The following is a 25484-nucleotide window of genomic DNA, read 5'->3' as shown; positions in this document are numbered from 1 at the left end:
TGTGAAAATTCAAGCCTCGCACCTCCGAGCGGGACGCCGAGGGCGTCGTCCCCTACAATAATCATCGCCGCAGGCGATACCTTCATTCCTCATTCCTCACTCCTCACTCCTCATTCCTCACTTCTAACAAAAAGGGGGTTGACAAAAGGGTGAAAGTGTGCTATAGTCATATCAATAGGTTTAAATGCTATGACGGAAATAAGTAGCCTTTTGCGAAATTTCAGAGAGCTTTCGGTCGGTGCGAGAAAGCATTTCTACAAAGTGTGAATACATTCCTGAGCTGTTCGCTGAGAAAGCTTTTGCGTAAGGCGAAACGGTTTGCACACGTTACAGTGCTATGGCTTCGCTTTCTGCTGAGCCTGTAAGGTCGGGAGTTTCCCGATAAACTGAGGTGGTACCACGATAATTCGTCCTCTGACAGATTTTCTGTCAGGGGATTTTTTATTTATGTACCGCAAAAAAATAATACGGAGGTATGAAAAATGACAGTATTTGAAGAACTGAAAAGAAGAGGTCTTCTCGCTCAGCTCACTGACGAGGAGGAAATAAAGGAGCTTATCAACGCTGGTAAGGCTACTTTCTACATTGGTTTTGACCCAACTGCTGATTCTCTACACGTTGGTCACTTTATGGCACTTTGCCTTATGAAACGTTTGCAAATGGCAGGCAACAAGCCTATCGCTCTGCTGGGCGGCGGAACAGGCATGATAGGCGACCCTTCGGGCAAGTCTGACATGAGAAAGATGCTCACAAAGGAAACTATCGAGCACAACGTTGCTTGCTTTAAAAAGCAGATGAGCCGTTTCATTGATTTCTCTGACGGCAAGGCTCTTGTGGTAAACAACGCTGACTGGCTCATGGACCTTAACTACATCGACGTGCTTCGTGACGTTGGCGCTTGCTTCTCTGTAAACAAGATGCTTACATTCGAGTGCTACAAGCAGAGAATGGAAAGAGGTCTTACTTTCCTTGAGTTCAACTACATGATAATGCAGTCATACGATTTCTACAGACTTTTCCAGGATTACGGCTGTAATATGCAGTTCGGCGGTGACGATCAGTGGGCTAATATGCTGGGCGGCACTGAGCTTATCAGAAAGAAGCTTGGCAAGGACGCTTATGCAATGACTATCACTCTCCTGCTCAACTCCGAGGGCAAGAAAATGGGCAAGACAGAAAAGGGCGCTGTATGGCTCGACCCTGAAAAAACTTCTCCATACGAGTTCTATCAGTACTGGAGAAACGTTGGCGACGCTGATGTTATCAAGTGCCTGAAGATGCTCACATTCGTTCCTATCGAGGAGATAGAGGAAATGGAGAAACACATGGAGGGTGCTGAATACAACAAGGCTAAGGAGCTTTTGGCTTACGAGCTGACAAAGCTTGTTCACGGCAAAGAAGAGGCTGACAAGGCTGACGCTGCGGCAAAGGCTATTTTTGCAGGCGGTGGAAACAGTGACGATATGCCTAGCACGACTATTGCGGCGGCTGATCTTACTGACGGCAAGATAGGTATTCTTACGCTTCTCGTTAAGTGCGGTCTTTGCCCTTCAAATGGCGAGGCAAGACGTCTTGTTACTCAGAACGGTATTGCAGTGAATGGCGAGAAATTCACTGACCCTAAGGGTCTTGTTGATCTCTCTGAGCCTGTTGTTATCAAAAAGGGTAAGAAGATCTTCCACAAGGCTATTGCGGAATAATATAGTGCAAAATAATTTCCACGGGTGGACAGAAGTTCACCCGTTTTTTGTATACAAATATATGGTATTTTGCAATATTCATAAACATTCACACAAAATACATATAAGGTTTAGCTATATTTAAAGTTATTCATATATACTTTTAATCAAAGGAAAGTTTACACGAAGCATACGAAAAAATCACGAAAAGAGGCGTGGATATGAATGGCAATCAGGAAGTGTTCAGACGGATAGAGAAAAAATATATCGTTGATGAACCGACTTATGAAAAGCTTATAAAAAAGCTCGATGGGCATTTTGTCAAAGACAGATATTACAAAAGTACTATCTGCAACATATATTATGACACACCAAGTCATCAGCTTGTGAGAAACTCCATTGAAAAGCCTGTTTACAAGGAAAAGCTGAGAGTGAGGAGCTACGGCGTACCTAATGATGAAGACATGGTTTTTGTGGAGCTTAAAAAGAAATACAAGGGTGTGGTCTACAAGAGGCGTATTGAAATGACCCTTGCACAGACCCGTGATTTCTTTGCAGGCAAAGATGTACCTCATGATAATCCGCAGATAGAGAACGAGCTGAAATATTTTCTCAAATTCTATAAGGGCATTGCTCCTGCAATGTATCTTAGCTATGACAGACTTGCTTACTGCGGTGCAGAAGACCCTTCCCTCAGGCTGACCTTTGACACGCACATTCTTTACCGTGAGGAGCAAAAAGAGCTTGACAAGGGCATTTGGGGAAAAGAGCTTCTGCCTGCTGGCGTGAGGGTAATGGAAATAAAGATACCGAACGCTATGCCTCTTTGGTTATCGGCTATACTTGATGAACTGGAGATATATCCTGCGTCATTCTCAAAATACGGAACTGCGTATCTTAATGAATTTTCTGAAAAAATACATAAAGGTAAGGTGATAAGCTGTGCTTAATTCAACTACTCTTGCGGCTACTACTGTGACCACCACTGAAACGACCGTGGCGGCGATAACTACAAACGAATTTATTTTCAGCACTGCGGCTTCGTTGGTGCTTGGTCTTATAATAGCGTTTGCTTTCAACTTCAAGCAGAAAAAGACAAAGAGCTTTATGATGACGCTTGCTTTGCTGCCTGTGATAGTACAGGTAGTGATAATGCTTGTAAACGGAAACATCGGCACGGGCGTGGCTGTTATGGGTGCATTCAGCTTGGTAAGATTCCGTTCTGTACCGGGAAGCGCAATGGACATTTGTGCTATATTCCTTTCAATGGCGGTGGGTCTTGCGACGGGCACGAACCACCTTGCGTTGGCTCTTATGCTTGCTGTGTGCGTGAGCCTGCTGAACATTATTTACACGCTTCTGCCTATTGGCAAAAAGAAGTCGGGTCACAAGGATCTTAGTATCACTATCCCTGAAAGCCTTGATTACACTGAGGTATTTGACGATATATTTGAAAAGTATCTTTCAGAATGTGAGCTTGTTTCGGTAAAGACCACAAATATGGGAAGCCTTTTCAAGCTGAAATACCGCATAGAGCTAAAGGGTGACGCTAACGAAAAGAAGCTTATTGACGAACTTAGATGCAGAAACGGCAACCTTGAAATAATGTGTGCAGTGGCAGCAGACATTGAGGAACAATCATTCTGACAAAATAACAAAAGTATCCATAAGCAAAACCGCACAAGGCTAAAGCGGTCTTGTGCGGCTTTTTTCAACCTTTTTTTACCATGCAAAAGGGGGTATTTTTCATGAAAACTTCGGACACAAAGAAGCTTGCGGCTATCACGGCGGCGTTTTTTATCACGGTCACAGCTTTTTCAGGCTGTTCAGAGAGTGCAAGTTCTTCACAGACCACAAGCAGTGTTTCTCAGGCAGCAAAGTCTGACATTGACGCAAGCATTGCGGCAGAGGACATTGACGTTGGATATGACGAGGAAAGCTCAGTAGGGATTACATTTGCTGATGGCAGTGCGGCTATAGACGGTGAGGGTGCGACCTCAGAAGGGGAAACTGTTACCATTTCGCAGGCAGGCACTTACATTCTTTCAGGCACGGCGACCAACGGCAGGATAATCGTTTTAGCGGACAAGACGGCTGAAATAAAGCTTATTTTCAATGGATTGGATATCACCTGTTCAGACAATGCTCCCCTGCTCGTGAGCAAAGCTAAAAAAGTTTATATCGTGCTGGAGGACGGCACAGAGAACGTTTTGACGGACAGTGCAAGCTACTCTTTAGGAGAAGATGACAGCAACACAGACGGTGCTATTTTCTCCAAAGCAGACCTTACTATAAACGGCAGCGGTACACTTACTGTGAATGCGAACTACAAGCACGGCATAGTTTCAAAGGACGATCTTGTTATCACTGGCGGCAATATCAATGTGACCTCGGCTTCAACCGCTATGGAGGGCAAGGACAGCGTTAAGATATCGGGCGGAACATTCAACATTTCCGCAGGCACGAACGGCATAAAATCCACTAACACAGAGGCTTCTGACAAAGGCTTTATAAGCGTGACAGGGGGAAGCTTCACATTAGTCGCAAACAATGACGCATTCGAGGCGGAAACTGTGCTTTCTATCGAGGACGGAAGCTTTGACATCACCACAGGAGGTGGAAGTGCAAACGCTTCTATGAAGTCTGACGGCACGCCAAACAGAAATTGGCAGAACAACATGGGCAACGGTGGTGGTGGTCCGAACGGAATGGGCAGACCTGACGATAACGGAAACGGCACAGGAGGCGAACCGCCTGCAATGCCTACGGCTGACAACACAGATACAACGGACAGCACTTCAACATCTGCAAAGGCTTTAAAGGCAGGCAACGAGGTGAACATAAGCGGTGGCGAGTTCAAGATAGATTCGGCAGACGATTCAGTACACAGCAATGGAAACATTGTGGTAACAGGAGGAAATATTTCTGCGGCGTCAGGTGACAACGGAATGCACGCTAATGAAAATCTGACCATATCCGACGGCACTGTAGACATCACAAAGAGCTACGAAGGTATCGAGGGATCTATCGTGACAATAGACGGTGGCACCATATCAGTGGCAGCAAGCGATGACGGAATAAACTGCGCAGGAGGAAGCGACACAGGATCAACAGACAGAATGGGTGCTGACCAATTCTCGTCACAGGACGGTGTCGAACTTAACATCAATGGAGGAACTGTAACCATTGACGCTGAAGGCGACGGACTTGACTCAAATGGCAACTTCACTATGACAGGCGGTAAAGTTTGCGTTTGCGGACCTACTAACGGTGGCAACGGTGCACTTGACTACAACGGCACTGCAACTGTAACAGGGGGAACGCTCATCGCCTGTGGTGCAGTTGGAATGGAAGAAGGCTTCGGTGACAACTCCACACAATACAGTGTTCTGCACGATCTTGGTTCGACAGTTTCGGCAAACGAAAAACTGACTATCACTGACAGTGACGGCAAGGAGATCTTAAGCTTTACCCCTACAAAGACTTGGCAGAGCGTTGTATTCACAAGCGCTGACCTGAAGAAAGGCGAAACTTACACCATTACGGCTGGGTCGCAGTCGGAAACCGTGACTATTGACGGCATTGTTACTTCTAATTCCAAGGGAATGAGCTTTGGCAGAGGTCATGGCGGAGGACGTGGTTTCTGATATGAACGACAAAAGGGACTGTAAAAAAGTCCCCAAGAAAAAAGGCTGCGATCTTGCAAAAAAGCAAGACAGCAGTCTTTTTTGTGGTATAATTAAAGTATCATGAATAACCAACCACAAGAATATTATACACCATATTAATTAAAATTTCAATAGAAATTAAAAAAAAAAATTGAAACAACTGACCCGGTATATACATTTTGTGTAATTATGATCAACGGGCAAACACTGTTCGCCCGTTGATTACCCACCATTGCTATAAACTGATACAAAAAAAGACCGCCTCATGATGAAGCGGTCTTTAGTAAACAATTTAGTTTTAGCTGTGCAGATTATGCAAGCTCAGCAAAGTACTTGATTGTTCTTACCATCTGTGATGTGTAAGAGTTCTCGTTGTCGTACCAAGAAACTACCTGTACCTCATAGAGGTCATCAGCGATCTTAGATACCATTGTCTGAGTAGCATCGAAGAGTGAACCAAATCTCATGCCGATAACGTCAGAAGAAACGATTGGATCCTCATTGTAGCCAAATGACTCAGAAGATGCAGCCTTCATAGCAGCGTTGATGCCTTCAACTGTTACGTCAGCACCCTTTACAACTGCTGTAAGGATTGTTGTAGAACCAGTTGGAACTGGAACTCTCTGTGCAGAACCGATGAGCTTGCCGTTAAGCTCTGGGATTACAAGACCGATAGCCTTTGCAGCACCTGTTGAGTTAGGAACGATGTTAGCAGCACCAGCTCTTGCTCTTCTCAGGTCACCCTTTCTGTGAGGACCGTCAAGAATCATCTGGTCGCCTGTGTAAGCATGGATAGTGCTCATGATACCGCTCTGGATAGGAGCATACTTGTTAAGAGCATTAGCCATAGGAGCAAGACAGTTTGTTGTGCAAGATGCAGCTGAAATGATTGTATCGTCAGCTGTAAGTGTCTTCTCGTTTACTGAGTAAACGATAGTCTTGAGGTCGTTACCAGCAGGAGCTGAGATAACTACCTTCTTAGCGCCAGCATCGAGGTGAGCCTGGCTCTTAGCCTTTGATGTATAGAAGCCTGTGCACTCGAGAACTACGTCTACACCAAGCTTGCCCCAAGGACAATCCTTAGCGTCCTTTTCTGCATAAATCTGAAGAGTCTTGCCGTCAACAGTGATAGTATTAGCCTCATCGTCAGCTGATACTGTGTGGAGATTCTCACCGATCTTGCCACAGTAACCGCCCTGAGCTGTATCATACTTAAGAAGATCAGCGAGCATTGAAGGCTTTGTCAGGTCGTTGATTGCAACTACCTCGTAGCCCTCTGCGCCAAACATCTGTCTGAATGCAAGACGTCCAATACGTCCAAAACCATTAATTGCGACTTTAACTGCCATAATTAATTTACCTCCTAAAAATTTTTCTGTACTTATTATACTACATTTTTCTATACATTGCAAGTGTTTTTACAAAAAACTTAGAACTTTTTTTCTTTAAGGCAATACCGCAAAGCCACCTGCGTCCTGATTCGTCAAAGCACTGCTAAATTCTTTAAAATGTGATCAAATATTGATGATTTTTTATTGACTACCCCGACAGTTTAGGTTATAATATTTACATGAGATCTTTATGAAAGGCAGGCTAACAAAGTGGAACTGACATCTTCTGTGAAAGAGATATACGCTCAGTCTGAGGAAAACATTATCCTCACTGACGCTGAGCTTAATGTCATTTGGAAAAATCATGGCGATCTGCCTGATGTTATAGATATTTCTGCTTTATGCGATACTCCGGAAAACGCTTTCATTCTGCCTGTTGAAAAGACAGCTACCTTTGAATATAAGGGCAGGTTTGCAGACTCGGCGGCAATGCGGTTTGAACCACTGAGAGATAATGGCATTATAACGAATTATCTCATACACTATTACTCCTGCATGGACATAGAACGTCTTTCGGACAAGTCTGGATATTTACGCTTCAAATCGAATTTTCTCGGCAACATAAGGATGGAGCTTTCTAAAATGTTAGCGATGCTTGACAGCCAAAAGGAATCCTTTTCTTCAAAAGTCGGCACTGAATATGAGCATTTTGACCATGAGGCGAGGCTTCGTATACTGAAGACATTTTCCGCAACGGTGAACATGACAGAACTTGCAAAATATTTCAGTGGCAATTTCACAACTGAATATCAGAGCCTGTCAGACATATGCGGTGAGGTATGCGACGAAGAAGGCAATTTGCTTGAAGAGGACGGCTGTATTTTCAGATACTCCATTGACCCGTGCATTTATTTTGAAACAAACAAAAGCCTTATTAAAAATGTGCTTGTAAATCTGCTTGTGAACGCATATATGTACAATGACAAGGAACAACGGCAGGTGGAGCTTATCCTAAAAACCGAGGACGACAGGATAATACTGTCAATAAGTGATAACGGCAACGGCATGACAGACGATGTATGGCAGGCGGCTATCACGCCCTTTGGCACATTCCAGAAATACAGTAGCAGCGAGGCGTTGGGGCTTGCACTGGCAAAATGCTTTTGCGACCGTTTTGACGGTGAACTAAGTTATCGCAGCGAGATCGGCAAAGGCACTTGTGTGACCATGAGTTTCCCATGTGACAGCCGTGGTTTGCCGAAAGAGTTTCATGTGAGCAGAATGCCACCCATACCGAACCCATACGGCAGTACCTACTGCATAATGGCTAAAGGGCTTGACCCGCTGAAATAGGGTTTGGGCAATATACAGAGCAAGTGAATAGATGGGATACAAAAAAGGCAGTGCCGATTTTCTCGGTACTGCCTTGATTATTTTATGGAAATTAGTCCTTGATGATAGACTTACCTGTCATTTCCTTTGGCTGCTCCAGACCCATGAGTTTGAGCATTGTTGGTGAAAGATCAGCAAGAACGCCGCCCTCTCTGATAAGAACATTGCCTGCGCCTGCGATAATAAGAGGTACAAGGTTTGTTGTGTGGGCTGTGAACGGTGAGCCGTCCTCTTCCATCATCTTATCTGCGTTGCCGTGGTCTGCTGTGATAAGTGCTATGCCGCCCTTTGCAAGAACTGCGTCGACTGTTTTGCCTACGCACTCGTCAACTGCCTCTACGGCTGCTACGGCTGCGTCGAACACGCCTGTGTGACCTACCATGTCGCAGTTTGCATAGTTGAGGATAATTGCGTCATACTTATCAGACTCTATTCTCTTGAGAACTTCGTCGCAAACAAGATATGCACTCATTTCAGGCTGGAGGTCATAAGTTGCTACCTTTGGTGAATTGATGAGGGCTCTGTCCTCGTTCTCAAAAGGAGCTTCCACGCCGCCGTTGAAGAAGAATGTAACGTGGGCATACTTCTCAGTTTCAGCGATTCTAAGCTGTGAAAGACCCTTCTTTGCGATATACTCGCCGAAAGTATTTTCAAGGCTTGCTGGCTTGAATGCAACGTCAACGTTTGGCATTGTTGCGTCATACTGTGTCATGCAGACATAGTAAAGTGGGAATCTGCCATTTCTTCTCTCAAAGCCTGTGAAGTCGTCGTCAACGAGAGTTCTTGTTATCTCTCTTGCTCTGTCAGGACGGAAGTTGAAGAAGATAACGCTGTCGTTTGCGGATATCTTGCCGTTCTCATCGATAACTGTAGGAACAACGAACTCGTCTGTAACGTCAGCGGCATAGGAAGCCTTGATAGCGTCAACTGCGTTATCAGCCTTATTGCCCTCGCCGTATACCATTGCGTCATAAGCCTTGCCTACACGCTCCCAACGGTTATCTCTGTCCATTGCATAGTAACGGCCCATTACTGTTGCTATCTTGCCGACGCCAATTTCCTTGAGCTTTTCTTCAAGCTCAGCAACAAAGTCAGCACCGCTTGTAGGAGGAACATCTCTGCCGTCCATAAAGCAATGAACGTATACCTTTGTAAGACCTGCTTTCTTAGCAAGCTCCAAAAGACCATAGAGGTGTGAATTATGTGAATGAACGCCGCCGTTTGAAAGAAGTCCGAACAGGTGGAGTGCGCTGTCATTCTTCTTGCAGTTCTCAACGGCTGCTGTGAAAGCTTCGTTTGAGAAGAATTCGCCGTCCTTGATAGACTTTGTAATTCTTGTAAGTTCCTGATAAACTATTCTTCCTGCACCGATATTTGTATGGCCTACCTCTGAGTTACCCATCTGTCCCTCAGGAAGTCCAACGTCCATGCCGCTTGCACCGATAAGAGTGTGCGGATAGTTGGCAAGAAGTCTGTCGATATTAGGTGTTTTGGCAGCTCTGATAGCGTTGCCGTAATCCTTGTGATTATAGCCGAAGCCGTCCATAATGATAAGTGCTATGGGTTTCTTTGACATATTTCTTAGTCCTTTCAACATCATTTATATTCGTATTATCCCCAATAACCGCCATTTTCAAGGAAGCTCAGGACATATTCCTTAAATTCCTTGGCGGTATCGTCGCTTGTGTAATAGGTCTTTGCGCCGATACGGACATAGTTACTCTCTCCTGCTTCATAGTAGATAGAAGTTCCGTCTGAACATTTTATATCCAGCCAATCGCCGCCAACAACATACTCCTTTGAATCCGGCTCTTTTTCTTCTGCGTTCTCAGTTACCTTTTTGGTGAACTCTGCGGTTTTGTCGAGAAGCTCGCTGTCTGTAAACTCAACGCCGCTAAGGAGCTTACTAGAGTCCATTTTGATAGTTACATTTTCAAGCTGAGCTTCAGATGTTGTCTGAGAGCTTTCTGCCGCAGGTGCGCTGCTTTCATCAGTGTTTCCGCAGGCTGCAAATGACATACACATGGATAATACTAATGCTGCAAATATTATTTTTTTCACAGTTGCGTCCCCCTGTTCAAAAAAAGCAGAGGACAGCCGCAGCCGTCCCCTGCGGAACTTTTTATTTGTTTGTTCTTGTGACGAATGATATTTTGCCCCTAGATATCCGTCTGTTAATTAGCCCTCAACAGCTGCCTGAACGATAGTGTTGAAGTCAGCAGCCTTCAGTGAAGCACCACCGATAAGACCGCCGTCTACGTTCTCCTTAGAAAGAAGCTCTGCACAGTTCTTAGCGTTCATTGAGCCGCCGTACTGAATTGTAACTGCCTCTGCTGTAGCCTCGTCATAGATCTTAGCAAGTGTTGCTCTGATGAATGCGCAAACTTCCTCTGCCTGATCTGCTGTAGCTGTCTTGCCTGTGCCGATAGCCCAAACCGGCTCATAAGCGATAACGGACTTCTTAACGTCCTCTGCTGATACGCCGAAGAAATCAAGCTTTACCTGTCTTGCGATAACTTCCTCTGTGATGTTGCACTCACGCTCCCAGAGAAGCTCGCCAACGCAAACGATAGGCTTCAGACCAGCTGCAAGAGCTGCCTTTGTTCTCTTGTTTACTGTTTCGTCTGTTTCGCCGAAATACTGTCTTCTCTCTGAGTGACCGATAACAACGTACTCAACGCCAAGCTCAACGAGCATATCTGCTGAGATCTCGCCTGTGAAAGCACCGCTCTTCTCAAAGTGAACGTTCTCTGCACCGATCTTTACGTTTGAGCCTGCTGTTGCGTTGATAGCAGTTTCAAGGTTTGTGAAAGGTACGCAAGCGATAACTTCAACCTTGCCCTCAGCATTTGCAACAAGTGGCTTGATAGCTTCGAGAAGCTCCTTAGCCTCAGGTCTTGTCTTGTTCATTTTCCAGTTTCCTGCAATAATTGCTTTTCTTACAGCTTTTTTCATGATAAAAAACTCCTTTATTTTTTATAGGGAACAGAAAAACTGCTCCTGCTAGTTTTCCAAGTCTATTATACAACATTCACTCGTATTTGTCAACTAATTAACAAAGAACCTCCGCTGTTTTTTACCTTATTTTTTCTTTGATCTTGGCGGTGGGAGCTGTTCATACATTGCTTCCACAAGCCCTTTGAGATAATCCCTATCATCGGTATTATCCACAAGGTACATTGGCTTTGCACCTTCATAGGGCATCTCTAACGTTATGTCTTTAAGATGATCTTCTGCAGCTTTCACGGACTTCACAAGAAGTCTGTTATCATAAATGCCACCGAATATTCTGTCCTTATAATATAATATATACTCACCAAACATTTTTCTTGCTCGGATATCTTCAAGCTCGCTGAGCTGTTCGAGTATGTATTCAAAATAACTCTCATCAGTTGGCATATTTTCTCCTTAAAGCTTGTCGATAAGCATAACAGCGCCGAAAATCCCCAGCAGCACGCCGATAGCTATCGCCGCATAACCGAACGGTGTCTTTTCCTCTTTCTGCTCTGCTTCCTTTTCTTCCTCGGTGACTTCCACCTTTGATTTTTCGTCGTCAAGATAAAACTCCTGCGGATTCTCAGGATTATACTTTATATCGATCATATCCCCTTTATTATAACCGTTGTCTGTAACTATCTGGGTATACTTTTCTCCGTTCACAGTATAACCTATTTTCCATTCAACAAAGACCTGATCTTCACCGCCGCTAAAAGACGGCATTGTTGTTTTTACCTTCTGCAAAGCCTTTGCCTGCATTGGCTCATAATGGTCTTCTTCGGGAATATTCTGTTCTTGATCCGGGAAAAACCGATAGCCTTTAAGCGCCTTGATACCGAAATATATCAGCCCTATTCCTGTAAGGAACAGAATTATCCCTCCGATTCCCTGCCAGCCAAGGTTAACGCCTGCCAAAACACTGACCTTGAAATTTTCAGCTAAAAGCATTAATTCGTTCATTCCGTCACCTCGTTTCTTTCAGAGGAATCGGGCGAGATAATGACAATATGTCCGCTTTCCGACCCGCTGTCCTCGAAGGTTTTCATATTAAAAGTATGTATGAAAGTCATTATAGAGATTACAGCAAACACCGCTGCAAAAGCTCCGAAAAAAATTCTCATGCTTATCCCGTAAACAAATTCGCCGCGGCATTCATTTTCAATTTCGGCGATACCGTCTGCATAATCCGAAAGGTAAAAATCGTCGGGATCATTCTCACCATAACATATATTTACATAGCCGTCGTTAAGAATGTTTTCGATAAATTTGCGGTAAACTATGCCGCTTTGATCTGTATATTCGATTTCAAGCTGGTTTACATAGGAAGTATACGCTCCCCTGCTTTCGGAAAAATCCTCATATTCGGATCTGCTTTCCCCTACTACCTTAGCAAACGTTTTAACATATTTACTGCAATCATCGGAACTTTCTGAATTTCCGTAACGCTTACAGCCGATCTTTACAAATCCAACTGCCGCCAGTGCCGACGCAACAGCCAATATACAGGCAAAAACAAATGCCGCAGTAATACTGCTTTGTGAATAGTATACTGTCAAAACCAAAGGTTCACGGTAAATCATTGATACCCCCATAATTAAAAAGGGGCAGGCAAATGACTGCCTGCCCCAGCTTTTAAGTCGAGCAAATATATAAATTACTTGTCGGCAATAACGTCGATACCCGGAAGAACCTTGCCCTCGAGGTATTCAAGTGAAGCTCCGCCGCCTGTTGAGATGTGTGACATCTTGTCAGCGAAACCGAGCTGGATAACTGCTGCTGCTGAGTCGCCGCCGCCGATGATAGTTGTAGCGTCTGTTTCAGCAAGTGCCTTTGCAACTGCGATAGTACCTGCTGCAAGTGTTGGGTTCTCGAATACGCCCATAGGACCGTTCCAAACAACTGTCTTTGCGGACTTAACAGCCTCGCCGAAGAGTTCCTGTGTCTTTGTGCCGATATCAAGGCCTTCCTTGTCAGCTGGGATCTTGTCGGAGTCAACAACTTCAACGTCGATAGGAGCGTCGATTGGATCAGGGAAACCTGCTGCAACTGTTGTGTCGATAGGGAGAAGGAGCTTCTTGCCGAGCTTCTCAGCCTTTTCCATCATTTCCTTGCAGTAGTCGATCTTTGTATCGTCAACGAGGGAAAGACCAACTTCCTTGCCCTGTGCCTTGAGGAATGTATATGCCATACCGCCACCGATGATAAGTGTATCGCACTTCTCGAGGAGGTTTGAGATAACGTTGAGCTTATCTGCTACCTTTGCGCCGCCGAGAATAGCAACGAATGGTCTAACAGGTGTTTCAACTGCATTTCCGAGATAGTTGATCTCTTTCTGCATGAGGTAACCAACTGCTGTTTCCTTAACGAACTTTGTAACGCCAGCTGTAGAAGCATGAGCTCTGTGAGCTGAACCGAAAGCGTCCATTACGAATACTTCGTCGTCAACGAGGCCTGCAAGTTCCTTAGCGAAAGCTTCGCCGTTCTTTGTTTCCTCTGCGCCTCTGAATCTTGTGTTCTCAAGAACAACGATATCACCGTCAGCCATTTCAGCAACTGCCTTCTTAGCGTTGTCGCCAACTACTGTATCGTCAGCAGCGAATGTTACCTTTGTTTCAGGAAGAAGCTCTGCAAGTCTTGCAGCAGCAGGAGCAAGTGAGAACTTAGCCTCTGGGCCGTTCTTTGGCTTGCCGAGATGTGAACACAGAACTACCTTGCCGCCGTCAGCTACCAGCTTCTTGATAGTTGGGAGAGCAGCTGTTATTCTGTTATCGTTTGTAATAACGCCGTCCTTAAGAGGAACGTTAAAGTCAACTCTTACGAGTACCTTTTTGCCCTTTACATTAATGTCATCAACAGTAACTTTGTTTAAACCTGCCATTTTAAAGACACCTCTCAATTTAATTTTTTAATTCACGTTGTTAAAAAACTAACAACCTTACCTTTATTATATAACATACCGCCATAAAAATCAAGTATTTTTTTATAATTTTTACCCTGATTTTATAACTTTAGGCTTTTAAAGTGCGTCCACCTTTATCTCTCCGTTGTCAGCAGATATTGCCACGGCGGACACCGCTCCCTCGCCCTTGTCTATAAGCAGTTCGGCTATCTTATCCTCCACCTCGTTTCTTATGACACGGCGGATATCTCTTGCACCAAGCTTCTGACCATATGCCTTATGTGCGATAGCTTTCAGAGCTTCATCTGTATATCTCAGGCTGATATGTTTTTCCCCCAGCGGCGACTTCATCTCGTCCAGCATAAGACCTGCTATGCCTGCGAAATTCTCCTCTGTGAGCGGATTGAACACAACTATCTCGTCTATTCTTCCAAGAAACTCAGGACGCAGGAACTCTCTCAGGGCTTTCATTGCCTTATCCTTGGCGATATCGCTGTCGGTCTTATTGAAGCCCACACCTGTATCTCTATCAGTCGAACCTGCGTTTGATGTCATGACGATAACCGTGTTCTCAAATGAAACGCTTCTGCCCTGTGAATCGTTGATACGTCCCTCGTCAAGTATCTGAAGGAGTATGTTCATAACGTCAGGGTGAGCCTTTTCTATCTCGTCAAAAAGTACCACTGAATATGGTCTGCGGCGCACCTTTTCGGTAAGCTGACCTGCTTCGTCAAAGCCTACATATCCCGGAGGCGAACCGATAAGCTTTGATACTGAGTGCTTCTCCATATACTCGGTCATGTCAACTCTGATAAGCGGCTCTGTGGCGTCAAAAAGCTCTTCTCCAAGAACTTTAACAAGCTCTGTTTTTCCAACGCCTGTTGGGCCGACGAAAATAAATGAAGCCGGTCTGCGGCGTTTTGAAAGCTGAACTCTTGTACGCTTTATTGCCTTTGCGACCTTATCAACGGCTTCGTCCTGGCCGATAACACGCTTTGAAAGGGCTTCTTTCAGATGCTTTATCTTGTCATACTCGGTCTGAGCTATCTTATTGGCAGGGATACCTGTCCAAAGCTCTATCACCTTTGAGATATCTTCCTCTGTGACCTGAACGTTTTTAAGAGTTTCTTCCACCTCTTTGAGTCTGTTCTGGATCCTGAGTATCTCGCCCTTTTCCTTTGCGATTATCTCATAGTCAGGGTCTGACTTCTGCTCGTAATCCTCAACGAGCTTTTCATGCTTTTTAAGCTCCTCGTTAAGTGCGTCGAACTCCTCTATCTCAGGTGTTCTGATACTTGTGCAGGCGCAGGCTTCATCAAGAAGATCTATCGCCTTGTCAGGGAGAAATCTGTCGTTGATATATCTTTCAGAAAGCACTGCACACTCTCTGAGCATATCGTCTGAAATCTTTACTCTATGGAAATTCTCGTAATACTGCTTTATGCCCTCAAGAACCGTGATAGTATCCTCAACTGTCGGCTCGGAAACTGTTACAGGCTGGAAACGTCTTTCAAGTGCAGAGTCCTTTTCGATATACTTTCTGTACTCCTTGAAAGTCGTTGCACCTATTACCTGTATCTCGCCTCTTGAAAGTGACGGTTTCAGGATATTTGCGGCGTTCATTGTTCCCTCATTGTCGCCTGTGCCAACAAGGGTATGCACCTCGTCGATAAAGAGGATAACGTTGCCCTGCTCTTTTACTTCCTCTACAAGACCTTTGCAGCGGCTCTCGAACTGTCCTCTGAACTGAGTGCCTGCAACAAGTGCGGTAAGGTCGAGGAGGTAAAGCTCCTTATCCTTGATATGGAACGGCACATCTCCGGCAACTATCCTCTGTGCGATACCCTCGGCAATGGCTGTTTTACCAACGCCAGGTTCGCCTATAAGGCATGGGTTGTTCTTCTGACGTCTTGACAGGATATGGATAACTCTTGATATCTCCTTATCTCTGCCCACAACGTTATCAAGCTTGCCCTCTCTTGCTTTCTGGGTAAGATTTGTGCAATAGTTGTTGAGAAATTTAAGCTTTTTCTTTTTATCCTTTGGCTTGTTCTCTCCGCCCTCATCGGTGGCTTTAGGCATACCTCCTGCGAGGTTGCTGAAAAGATTGGCTGCGTCACCGCCGAAAAGATTGCTCAGGAAGTTCGTTCCGCCCGGCTCAAAATCGTCCCCGTCGGAAGCCTCCATAAGCTGATTTGACATTGCTTCAAGGTCATCGTCTGAGATGCCCATAGCTTTCATATAATCGTCCACCTGCGAAATGCCAAGCTCCTTAGCACAAACAAGGCAAAGTCCCTCGTTCTTCTTGTGCTGAGGGTCCTTGGCGTTCATCTGTGAGATGAACACCACAGCAGGACGCTTTTTACATCTTGAACACATTAACATTTTTATTTGCTCCTTTCCTTACTGATACACCTTACGGTGATCATTTATACAGAATATCAAAGAAGTAACTGAACAGATAGGTATTTTCAAAAACAGCGCTGTTGAACTTTGGAAGCTTGTTTTCGGTGGCATTTATCACAGTGCAGACCATAAAGGCTATCAGCACCAGATACAGACCGCCTTTGCAAAGACCAAGCGCCATGCCTGCGAAACGGTTTGCCGCTGTCAGACCTGCCATTCGGGTAAAAACTCCCGACAGACGCAGGATAAGCCTTATGACTATCTCCATAAGCACATAAACCATCATGAACACGCAAAGCCTTATAAAAGTCAGGGCGATCGGTCGGAAAATGTTCTTTTCCAGATACTCAGCACCAGTTCTGCCACCCTCAGAGAGAGCCTTGACGGCTTCGTCTATCTGATCGGCAGTGAACTTCACCGCCTTAGACAGACTTTTTCCAAGCTTATTGCCCTCAAGCTTTTCGCTGAGCTTTTGGGGCATAACGCTGTGGATATACTCTGAAAGCTCCTCGCCCTTTTGCTGAGCGGTATCAAGGTCTGTTCCCTTTGAAACAAGCAGCTTTTCGGTATTCTCCGCAAGAGTGCCTGTCCCGGACAGGACGTTTTTTATCTCCTCATCTGAAAGGTCGATATCAACGCCCTCGTTTTTCAGTTCATTGCTCACAAGCTTTGAAAGATCCGTCTGTTCAGCAGCGTTTTCAAGGCTCGTTATAAGCTGTGTTTTAAAATATTTGTTATATACATTTTCAGCCGACATATTGGCTATAAGAAAAGCCACAAGAACGGCTGCCACTGTTCCGAGCATTGTGATGACATATCTCACAAAGCCCTTACAGTATCCTGTCAGAGCGGTCACGATAAGGATCATTATAACTGCTCCGTCAAAAAAATATGCCATATTTTCCTGCCTTTCGTCAGGTCTCGAAAGCTATTTTGTTTATCTCATGCAGACCCAGGAAATAAACGCTGTCGTTGAGGTAAACAAAGTCAAGATACTCAGAGGACACTGCCGCTGTTGCAAGTAGATTTCCTGCACTGTCATAGGCTTCTATATTATCCTCGCCAAGAAGGATCACCTTCTTGTTCTCTGCGGTCATTTTCTTAGGCTTGCCGCTTTGAGTATAAACAACGCTATCAGGCTTATCTCCGTCAGAGTCCGAACGGAACACCGCAAGAGTTCCTGTTTTACGCTGTATGCCATCGAATGCTACTGCGGCAGTGGTGTCTGTCAGGGCATAATCTGAAAGCTCCCCAGGATATTCATACTGCATAAGTATTTTACCATTGCTGTCAAGCTTGTAGAAGCAGGTATCGCCCACTACCCAATAATCACCGTTATCGTTTCGCTGAACGGCAACTGCGAGAGTTTCAAGCTGTTCGCTCTTCATCTTCTCCTCTGTGCTGTCAAAGGTCACATAATAGATGACCGAGCGTAACGCTCCGCCACTGCTGGAAAATGTTGAGATACAACAGCCGCTTCCGTCCTTATCAAAGCTTATATCAAGTATTCTTCGTGAGCTTGACCACTGATATATCTCTGCTCCCGAGGAGTCATAAACTGTCAGCACTGCGGCATATTTCTCAGTCTGGGTGACCACTGCAACTGTGCTGTCAGGGGCTATCTCCGCCAAAAGTATAGACTGGTCTATATCCTTTGAGAGCAGCTCGCCCTTTTTATTCAGCACTCTGAAAGAATTTCCACCGTTATCGTAAACAAGCACACGCTTTCCAGATGTTCTTACAACAGGGTTTGCAAAGTTGTGAGAATTATCCGATATCTTATTGCCAGACTCGTCATAAAAAGCAATGTTCCTGTCGTCTACTCGAACTATACCGTCGGAAAGCTTTTTTATAACGTTGACGGAGCTTTCATCAAAGGTCAGCGGGAAATTTCCGCTTTGCTTTTTGCCGTCGTTTACTATAGTGGCATGAGGTCTGTCCAAAATGCCCTCAAGCTTCGGCACCCACACTCCTCTTGAAGCGTAAACGCCAACTCCGAAAGCGACCACCACTGCTATGGCGGCTATCTTTTTATAGAGCTTTTTGTTTTTCTCTTTCTTTCTTGCCGCTCTTATATCGGTGACGTTGGATATCTCCTCGTCAGACCTCTCGGCTTTCTCAGCCTTCTCAGCCTTTTTCTCTTTTCTGCTTTTATGCTCGGATTTTTCCTCTTTGCTTTCTGAAGCCTGCTCTTTATTTTCACCGCCTGATACTGTTATCTTGCTTTCATCAGCTTTTTCAGGATTTTCCTCCTCGGCTTTATCCTCGGTGTTCGTCAGCTCTATTCTGCTTCGTGACTCCTCGGCTTCTTCCGCTTCTTTTCGGAGCTGTTCTTCCTGCTCACGTTCCGCCGCTTTCTGAGCCGCCTTTTTCTGACGCTTTATCTCTCTGAAAGTAACGTTCGGCATAGGCTCTTCTGCACCGTGAAACTCGTCACGCTGAACAAAATCCGTCTGCTTGGTTATTCTTATTGTTTTTTCTTCTTTGGTAGGCGGATTTTTCTTTCTCCGCCTGCTCTTTGATCTTTTATCATTCACCTTGTTCAGATCCTTTATCTTTATCATAATACACTTCGTTAAGATACAATCCCTGCGGCGGAACGGTCTTTCCGCCTCTTGTTCTGTCCTTTGACGCAAGTATATCGGGTATTTGAGTTTCTCCTATCTTGCCCTCGTTTATAAAAATAAGCGTGCCTACCATTATCCTTACCATATTGTACAGAAAGCCGTCTCCCGAAACTGTGAATATCACAAGCTCGCCCTCACGTCTTACATGGAAAGAGAATATAGTCCTAACTGTATTCTCCTTTGTGCAATCGGTGGAACACATGGCTTTGAAATCGTGCGTTCCCACAAAATCCTGTGCCGCTTTATCGAGCTTTTTCTCGTCTATTGGAAACCAACTGCGGTAGGCTGTATCTTTATAAAAAGGATTTTTTATCTCGCTGTTATGTATAATATACTCATACTCCTTGCCGCTGCACATATATCTTGCGTGAAAATCAAGGGGGACTTTTTCGCACTCCAGCACGGAGATATCGTCCGGCAGCTTTGAATTAAGTCCGAAAACTATCCCACGGCAGGTTATTGTGGACTCTATAAGAAAGCTTGCACAAAATCTTCTTGCGTGCACTCCTGCATCTGTTCGTGAACAGCCGTTCACTGTGACTGTCTGTCCCGTCAGCGAGAGGATAGCTTCTTCAAGCACCTGCTGGACGGCAAGGGCGTTGTTCTGCCTTTGCCACCCATGATAAGCTGTGCCGTTATAGGCAAGTATTATCCTGAAATTTGTCATGAGCATATCCCGTTTCTTTAGTCGAGTGTTATGGATTCTATATTGTCGATCCTTATTATTTTTGTCAAGTCCTTTTTCTTCTCGTGTACGATGAGCTTTACCCATTCGTCATCGACATCAAGAATGGTGCATCTTGTACTGAAAAAACCATCACCGTCAATGGTACATTCCATACCGATAAGGTCTTTTATAATGCCTGACATTTTACTTCCCCCATTTACATTTCTCTCAAGTTTCTTGACTTTTCTTTCCAAAGTGTCAAGTCTGTCATCTTGGTCCATATCTTTAAAAACACTGCTCATAATACCCCTCCTATACGACTATATTTATGACGATAACGCCTGCAAGGAACAGCACGCAGAACACCGAGCCGTAGAGGTCGACTATGCTCATATGGAGCTGTTTCATTCTTGTTCTGCCCTCTCCGCCGTGATAGCAACGGCACTCCATTGCGAGGGCAAGCTCCTCGGCGTGTCTGAACGATGCCACGAAAAGCGGTATGAGCACTGGAATAAGGGCTTTAGCTTTCTGAATGAGCGAGCCTGTTTCCATATCCGCTCCTCTTGCTTTCTGGGCTGACATTATCTTGTCTGTTTCCTCGATAAGGTAGGGATAAATCTCAGGGCAATAGTCATCATCATTGCAAGCTCATGGACAGGCACTTTTATCTTTTTCAGCGGTGAAAGCAATCTTTCGATAGCGTCTGTCAGGTCGATAGGCGAGGTGGTGTAGGTAAGAAGCGAAGTGCCGACAATAAGGCAGATTATCCTTATCATCATGAACACTGCCGTATCAACTCCCTCGTCCGTTATCTTCAAAAATTTCCACTCAAAATAGGCTTTGCCCGTTCTGATAAAAAGCAGATTGAGTATCGCCGTGAATATTATTATCGGTACGATAGGCTTCAAGCTTTTTAGCATGAGTTTGCCAGGTATTTTCGATATGATAAAAGTGAGAATAGTAAAAGCTATGCCCACAAGAAGTCCCCACACGCTGTTTGCGGCGAAAAGCATTACTATGAAAACCGCCGTCATTATTATCTTTATTCGTGCGTCCATTCGGTGAATGACAGAATTTCCGGGAAAATACTGTCCTATAGTAATATCCTTTATCAAGGTATATTCCTCCATTTTTCTATCTCAACTTACACAGTCCTGCTCTCTGCTCATATGGGTCAAAGGCAGTCCGCTGCTTACTTATTCTTTTTCTGCTCCAGCATTTCAAGGATGACCTTTTTTGCATAGCCAACTGTATACACATCTTCCTTAATATCTATGCCCATGGCTTTGAGCCTGTTTATAACTCTTGTTATCTGCGGCACTGCAAGTCCCATTGACACAAGCTCCTCAGAGCGGTGAAACACCTTTACTGTATCGTCATAGCAGAAAAGCTTCGATTCGTTCATGACGAGTATCTTTGAAACGTTCTTTGCGATATCTTCCATAGAGTGTGATACCAGCAAAACAGTATTTTTCATCTGCTCATGATACTCTCTTATAAGACCAAGTATCTGCTCTCTGCCCTTAGGGTCAAGACCCGAAGCAGGTTCATCAAGGATAAGCACCTTTGGGTTCATTGCCATAACGCCTGCTATAGCCACACGCCTTTTCTGTCCGCCAGAAAGCTCGAAAGGCGATTTGTCAAGTATCTCAGGGCTTAGCCCCACCATTCTTGCGGCTTCTTTGACATACTTGTCTATCTGATCTTCCTTGATACCCATATTTTTAGGTCCAAAGGCGATATCCTTATAGCAAGTTTCCTCAAAGAGCTGATACTCAGGATACTGAAATACAAGACCCACCTTAAATCTTATAGGGCGAAGCCTTGATTTATCGTCCCACAGCCTTTCTCCGTCTATATAGACGCTTCCGCTCGTGGGCTTCAAAAGGCCGTTGAAATGCTGGATAAGGGTAGATTTGCCTGAGCCTGTATGTCCTATTATACCCACCATTTCGCCGTCATTTATCTCTATATTAACATTGTCTACGGCTGTTTTGCGAAAGGGTGTGCCCTCGCCGTAAACATAAGTCAAGTTTTCCGTTTTAATTACTGCCATTGTTACTCCCTATCACTTAAGCATTTCATAAAGCTTCTGAACGCACTCGTCCTCGTGGATTATCTCGGTGGAGATGTCATAGCCTGCCCTTTTAAGCTCCCAGCAAAGCTCTGTCACCTGCGGCACGTCAAGTCCCAGATTTTTCATAGTTTCCACATTTGAGAATATCTTCTTCGGAACGTTATCCATTATTACCTCGCCGCCGTCAATGACCACCACTCGCTGTGCCTGTGCGGCTTCCTCCATATAATGGGTGATAAGCACGATAGTAACGCCCTGCTCGTTGAGCATTTTGACAGTTTTCATTACCTCGTCCCTGCCGTGAGGATCGAGCATGGCGGTAGGCTCGTCAAGAAGTATACAATCAGGCTTCATTGCGATTATGCCTGCGATAGCCACACGCTGTTTCTGTCCGCCTGAAAGCTTATGGGGTGCATGAAGTCTGTATTCATACATACCGACGGTTTTAAGAGCCTCGTCAACACGCCTGCGTATCTCATTCGGCTCGACGCCCATATTTTCAAGGGCGAAAGCCACGTCCTCCTCCACGATAGTTGCAACTATCTGGTTATCAGGGTTTTGAAACACCATGCCCACCTTTTCTCTTATAGGCAAGAGGTTATTTTCGTCCAAAGTGTCCATGCCGTTCACATAGACAGCCCCCGACTCAGGAAGATTTATAGCGTTTATGCACTTTGCAAGTGTAGATTTGCCTGAGCCGTTATGACCAAGCACTGCCACAAACTCGCCTTTTTCTATGTTCAGATCAATGCCTTTAAGCACCTCCGTTTTAACAGGCGGCTCTTCAAGGTCGTTCACATAGGAAAAGTGCAGATCCTTTATTTCAATAAAAATGCTCATTTTACTTTCCTTACCAAATTTAGTTTATTCCTTATCTTCAGGCTGTTCTTTCTGTTCAGCCTTTCTTTCCTTATGCTTTTCGTAAACATTCTCGGCTTTGTCTATTCCTTTATCAAGGAGCTTTTCAGCCTTGTTCTTTACCTTTTTGCCCGTTTCGCTCTCTGCGAACTCGTGGGCTTTTTCCTTTCCCTTTTCAAACAGCTCTCCTGCTTTGCTCTTTATCTTCTGCCCCTTTTCACTTTCGGCGGCTTCATGGGCTTTTTCCTTACCCTTTTCAAGCATATTTCCTGCCTTGTGTTTAAGTTCATCAAAATCAAAAGACATAACCTTTCCTCCTGTCTGAAATTTCGGTTTATACCTTATTATAATATATGGGTATGCGAACGCTGTTCGCCCCTACACATTGCCCATAAGCTTTTCAATATCTTTTACTGTCGGCGGATAAAGTGCGATAGGGAACTTTTCCACCGCCGCACCTGCCACAGCACAGGCTGTTTTCACCAATGTATCGTCATCAAGACCTTTATAAAGCCCATATACAGCGCCTGCCTTAAAGCTGTCCCCAGCACCAAGTGTTGACACTACGTCTACTTTAAATGCAGGGCACATCTTTGGCACAGCACCCTTCCTGCCATACATCGCACCCATTTCGCCAAGGGTAAATATCACAAGCCCGTCTGTATTATCTGTATAAAGCCTGAAAAGCTCATCATAGCTTTTATCCGGATAATATTCACCAAGGTGCTGATGAGATATGCAATTTACTGCACAATGCTTATGTATATAGCTGTCATAGTCACAATCTATGGTGACGTATTTCTTGCCATATTTTACGCAATACTCGGCTATCTTATCACCAAAATAAGGGTCAGCCGCAACGCAGGCTGAATTTTTCACTGACTCCTCCGAGGCTGTTCATAAAAAGGCTCCGAACGTGAATAAAGCTTATCCCACTCGCCAAAACAGGTGCGTGTATTTTTATCTATGATAACATAGTCGGTCACGCCCTCGAAACCCTCTGTAACAAGCTCCGAAAGGTCAGCAGTCTTGTCTGCAAAATAATCCTTTATAAGCTTTTCATTGCCGCTTCCAAGGTGAGTACCGCCAAGCTTTACAGGCACATTCAGACTGCAAAGAACAGCCGCCGCTGTTCCGGTCTCACCACCGACAAGGTGATATTTTTCCTTTATTTCTGCCGTGCCGTCTGCCTTTGGAAAATCACCGTCAAGAAGAAACGAACAGGTGGAGATCATTTGACCGTACATATAAACATAATTCTCAGCATATTTCATGCGAACACCATTCCTTACTGTAGCAAAGCTATTTCTGCCAAATTGCCGTTGAACCGCATGGAAGCACACCGCCTGTTGCCTCCACAGGCAATCCTATCTCATCAGCCGTGACGTTTCCGCCAAACCTCGTTCCGAGGACATCTCTAAGGATATATGCCATAACTGAGGGTGAAAGTCCTGTGGTATAGCTGTTGAGCAGGAAGAAAAGCGGCTCGTCGCTCAAAACGCCTGAGCAGGTCTTTACAAGGTCATAGATACAATCTTCAAGCTTCCATATCTCTCCGCCAGGTCCTCTGCCATAGGACGGAGGATCCATAACGATTGCATCATAGGTCTTGCCACGGCGTATCTCACGCTGAACGAACTTTTCACAATCGTCCACAAGCCAGCGAATAGGCTTATCTGAAAGCCCTGACGCAGCGGCGTTCTCTCTTGCCCACTGCACCATGCCCTTTGATGCGTCAACGTGTGAAACGCTTGCACCTGCTTCGGCACAGGCAAGGGTAGCTCCGCCTGTGTATGCAAAGAGGTTTAACACCTTTATCTCTCTGTCTGCGTTTCTTATTTTGTCAGCCATGAAGTCCCAGTTCACAGCCTGTTCAGGGAAAAGACCTGTGTGCTTGAAGCCCGTTGGTCTGATTATAAACTTCAAATTCTTATAGCCTATGTTCCAACTTTCAGGCAGGCGCTTTCTGTATTCCCATTCGCCGCCGCCCTTTGAGGAACGGTGATAAATGCCGTCTGCCTTTGTCCACAGGTCAGAACGCTTCGGGGACTTCCAGATTATCTGAGGGTCAGGTCTTACAAGCACCTTTCCGCCCCAGCTTTCAAGCTTATCGCCGCTTGAGGTATCTATTATCTTATAGTCTTTCCAGTTTTCTGCAATTCTCATATTTTTTATCCTTATATAAAATTTACTTTTTCCACGGCCTTTTATTTTCCGTCCAGCCCTTTGCCTGCCAATATGCACTGTCAGCAGGATTCCAGCCCTTTTTGTTTGCAAAGTGGAAAATGGTGAAATACATTCTGCCCTTAGCACTGACCTTTGGCTCAAAGCTGTCGCTTTTAAGCTTTGCGGCAATGCGATCGGTCTTTTTCCTTATCTTTGCAAGCATTTTGTCTGAAACTTTGCTCCAGCTCGTTGCGTGTATGCCGAAGCCTATCTTATATATCTTCGGAATGCCCCAGAATGACAAGCTATCCGCCATATCTTTGTTAGTGCTGTTCATACCTGCACCTGCGGCGGTCGATATTACAACGGCACGCTTTGAGAACATTTTCTCTTCAGGTCTGTGGACTATCCAGCGCCAGCCGTAATGGTCGAGCCATGCTTTCATCGAGCCTGTGCAGTGGTAGACATACACAGGGGAAGTAAGTATCAGCACGTCTGCTTCGTCCACCGCTTTGGTGATAGGGTCGAGCTTATCATAGTGAGGACACTTTTCTTCGCCTTTCATAAAGCAATTGGTACAGCCACAGCAGAACTCGCCGAAATCTCTCGGCAGGAAGAACTCTGTCACCTCGCCGCCAAGTTTATCGGCTAACATTCTGCCTATATGATATGTAGAGCCTTTATGGTTTTGACCGTTTATCAAAGCTATTTTCAAAA

The 25484-nt window shown here is 45.0% G+C and carries 25 protein-coding genes, 1 pseudogene and 1 other annotated feature; of the genes and pseudogenes, 5 read left to right on the top strand and 21 right to left on the bottom strand.

Annotated elements, in window-relative coordinates; genetic code table 11:
- Positions 1 to 180 precede the first annotated feature (180 nt).
- Positions 181 to 418: a binding site (T-box leader), on the top strand.
- A gap of 64 nt (positions 419 to 482) precedes the next feature.
- The 4 genes from tyrS (at position 483) to DW793_RS07265 (ending at position 5326) form a co-directional block, all read left to right on the top strand.
- Positions 483 to 1700: a tyrosine--tRNA ligase gene (tyrS, locus tag DW793_RS07280; protein WP_117878221.1), complete on the top strand. Its 1218-nt coding sequence runs from the start codon at positions 483 to 485 to the stop codon at positions 1698 to 1700.
- A gap of 200 nt (positions 1701 to 1900) precedes the next feature.
- Entirely contained in the window at positions 1901 to 2629 is a 729-nt protein-coding gene (locus DW793_RS07275; protein ID WP_118123513.1) for a polyphosphate polymerase domain-containing protein, read from the top strand.
- A complete protein-coding gene (locus tag DW793_RS07270; RefSeq protein ID WP_390624661.1) occupies positions 2622 to 3326 on the top strand; it encodes a DUF4956 domain-containing protein in 705 nt (234 codons plus the stop codon). Before DW793_RS07275 ends, DW793_RS07270 begins: the two co-directional genes overlap by 8 nt.
- A gap of 101 nt (positions 3327 to 3427) precedes the next feature.
- Complete coding sequence (locus DW793_RS07265; protein ID WP_181988316.1) at positions 3428 to 5326, top strand: carbohydrate-binding domain-containing protein; 1899 nt, start codon at positions 3428 to 3430, stop codon at positions 5324 to 5326.
- Between the two features lie 332 nt (positions 5327 to 5658).
- Here DW793_RS07265 and gap read toward each other — a convergent pair whose 3' ends face one another.
- Complete coding sequence (gene gap, locus DW793_RS07260) at positions 5659 to 6696, bottom strand: type I glyceraldehyde-3-phosphate dehydrogenase (RefSeq protein ID WP_022287438.1); 1038 nt, start codon at positions 6694 to 6696, stop codon at positions 5659 to 5661.
- Between the two features lie 252 nt (positions 6697 to 6948).
- On the opposite strand from gap, the gene DW793_RS07255 reads away from it, so the two are divergent.
- On the top strand, positions 6949 to 8031 hold the full coding sequence (locus tag DW793_RS07255; RefSeq protein ID WP_118157501.1) for a sensor histidine kinase: 1083 nt from the start codon (positions 6949 to 6951) through the stop codon (positions 8029 to 8031).
- A 91-nt stretch (positions 8032 to 8122) separates the two neighbouring features.
- On the opposite strand, the gene gpmI is transcribed toward DW793_RS07255, so the two are convergent.
- From gpmI to DW793_RS07155, 20 genes and pseudogenes are all read right to left on the bottom strand, one after another.
- The gene (gene gpmI, locus DW793_RS07250; protein WP_117863195.1) at positions 8123 to 9646 is read right to left on the bottom strand and encodes a 2,3-bisphosphoglycerate-independent phosphoglycerate mutase; all 1524 of its coding nucleotides are present in this window, start codon (positions 9644 to 9646) and stop codon (positions 8123 to 8125) included.
- A 35-nt stretch (positions 9647 to 9681) separates the two neighbouring features.
- Positions 9682 to 10131: a hypothetical protein gene (locus DW793_RS07245; protein ID WP_118157500.1), complete on the bottom strand. Its 450-nt coding sequence runs from the start codon at positions 10129 to 10131 to the stop codon at positions 9682 to 9684.
- A gap of 117 nt (positions 10132 to 10248) precedes the next feature.
- Positions 10249 to 11025 (bottom strand): triose-phosphate isomerase, encoded by a 777-nt coding sequence (gene tpiA / locus DW793_RS07240; RefSeq protein WP_022287442.1) that lies wholly within the window; start codon positions 11023 to 11025, stop codon positions 10249 to 10251.
- 126 nt (positions 11026 to 11151) lie between these two features.
- Positions 11152 to 11469, bottom strand: a complete 318-nt coding sequence (locus DW793_RS07235) for a TfoX/Sxy family protein (RefSeq protein ID WP_117939655.1) — start codon at positions 11467 to 11469, stop codon at positions 11152 to 11154.
- Positions 11470 to 11478: 9 nt separating this feature from the next.
- Positions 11479 to 12027 (bottom strand): hypothetical protein, encoded by a 549-nt coding sequence (locus tag DW793_RS07230; protein WP_117903783.1) that lies wholly within the window; start codon positions 12025 to 12027, stop codon positions 11479 to 11481.
- Positions 12024 to 12647: a hypothetical protein gene (locus tag DW793_RS07225; protein ID WP_117878208.1), complete on the bottom strand. Its 624-nt coding sequence runs from the start codon at positions 12645 to 12647 to the stop codon at positions 12024 to 12026. The genes DW793_RS07230 and DW793_RS07225 overlap by 4 nt, the downstream gene beginning before the upstream one ends.
- Positions 12648 to 12721: 74 nt before the next feature.
- The gene (locus DW793_RS07220; protein ID WP_118157499.1) at positions 12722 to 13945 is read right to left on the bottom strand and encodes a phosphoglycerate kinase; all 1224 of its coding nucleotides are present in this window, start codon (positions 13943 to 13945) and stop codon (positions 12722 to 12724) included.
- 138 nt (positions 13946 to 14083) lie between these two features.
- Complete coding sequence (locus DW793_RS07215) at positions 14084 to 16351, bottom strand: ATP-dependent Clp protease ATP-binding subunit (RefSeq protein WP_118157498.1); 2268 nt, start codon at positions 16349 to 16351, stop codon at positions 14084 to 14086.
- 40 nt (positions 16352 to 16391) lie between these two features.
- Positions 16392 to 17270: a CvpA family protein gene (locus tag DW793_RS07210; protein ID WP_118157497.1), complete on the bottom strand. Its 879-nt coding sequence runs from the start codon at positions 17268 to 17270 to the stop codon at positions 16392 to 16394.
- A 16-nt stretch (positions 17271 to 17286) separates the two neighbouring features.
- A complete protein-coding gene (locus tag DW793_RS07205; RefSeq protein ID WP_118157496.1) occupies positions 17287 to 18936 on the bottom strand; it encodes a DUF5711 family protein in 1650 nt (549 codons plus the stop codon).
- Complete coding sequence (truA, locus tag DW793_RS07200; protein ID WP_242989180.1) at positions 18902 to 19672, bottom strand: tRNA pseudouridine(38-40) synthase TruA; 771 nt, start codon at positions 19670 to 19672, stop codon at positions 18902 to 18904. The genes DW793_RS07205 and truA overlap by 35 nt, the downstream gene beginning before the upstream one ends.
- Positions 19673 to 19683: 11 nt before the next feature.
- Positions 19684 to 19968 (bottom strand): hypothetical protein, encoded by a 285-nt coding sequence (locus DW793_RS07195; protein WP_118157495.1) that lies wholly within the window; start codon positions 19966 to 19968, stop codon positions 19684 to 19686.
- A gap of 10 nt (positions 19969 to 19978) precedes the next feature.
- Positions 19979 to 20781, bottom strand: a pseudogene (locus tag DW793_RS07190) (energy-coupling factor transporter transmembrane component T).
- Positions 20782 to 20858: 77 nt separating this feature from the next.
- Entirely contained in the window at positions 20859 to 21722 is an 864-nt protein-coding gene (locus DW793_RS07185) for an energy-coupling factor transporter ATPase (protein WP_118157494.1), read from the bottom strand.
- Positions 21723 to 21734: 12 nt separating this feature from the next.
- On the bottom strand, positions 21735 to 22583 hold the full coding sequence (locus tag DW793_RS07180) for an energy-coupling factor transporter ATPase (RefSeq protein ID WP_118157493.1): 849 nt from the start codon (positions 22581 to 22583) through the stop codon (positions 21735 to 21737).
- A 24-nt stretch (positions 22584 to 22607) separates the two neighbouring features.
- A complete protein-coding gene (locus tag DW793_RS07175) occupies positions 22608 to 22907 on the bottom strand; it encodes a hypothetical protein (protein ID WP_041337612.1) in 300 nt (99 codons plus the stop codon).
- Positions 22908 to 22979: 72 nt separating this feature from the next.
- Positions 22980 to 23480: a carbohydrate kinase family protein gene (locus DW793_RS07170; RefSeq protein WP_118157492.1), complete on the bottom strand. Its 501-nt coding sequence runs from the start codon at positions 23478 to 23480 to the stop codon at positions 22980 to 22982.
- Entirely contained in the window at positions 23477 to 23875 is a 399-nt protein-coding gene (locus DW793_RS07165) for a hypothetical protein (protein WP_118157491.1), read from the bottom strand. Before DW793_RS07165 ends, DW793_RS07170 begins: the two co-directional genes overlap by 4 nt.
- 28 nt (positions 23876 to 23903) lie before the next feature.
- Positions 23904 to 24767 carry a class I SAM-dependent methyltransferase gene (locus DW793_RS07160; RefSeq protein ID WP_118053221.1) on the bottom strand — a complete coding sequence of 288 codons (864 nt, stop codon included), beginning with the start codon at positions 24765 to 24767 and terminating at the stop codon, positions 23904 to 23906.
- Between the two features lie 22 nt (positions 24768 to 24789).
- On the bottom strand, positions 24790 to 25482 hold the full coding sequence (locus DW793_RS07155; protein ID WP_118157490.1) for a flavodoxin family protein: 693 nt from the start codon (positions 25480 to 25482) through the stop codon (positions 24790 to 24792).
- Positions 25483 to 25484 lie beyond the last annotated feature (2 nt).

It is taken from the genome of Ruminococcus sp. AM31-15AC (genome assembly GCF_003462045.1).
Classification (GTDB): domain Bacteria; phylum Bacillota; class Clostridia; order Oscillospirales; family Ruminococcaceae; genus Hominimerdicola; species Hominimerdicola aceti.
The sequence above is the reverse complement of the archived record's forward strand: the minus strand, read 5'-3'. Positions and strand labels throughout refer to the sequence as shown.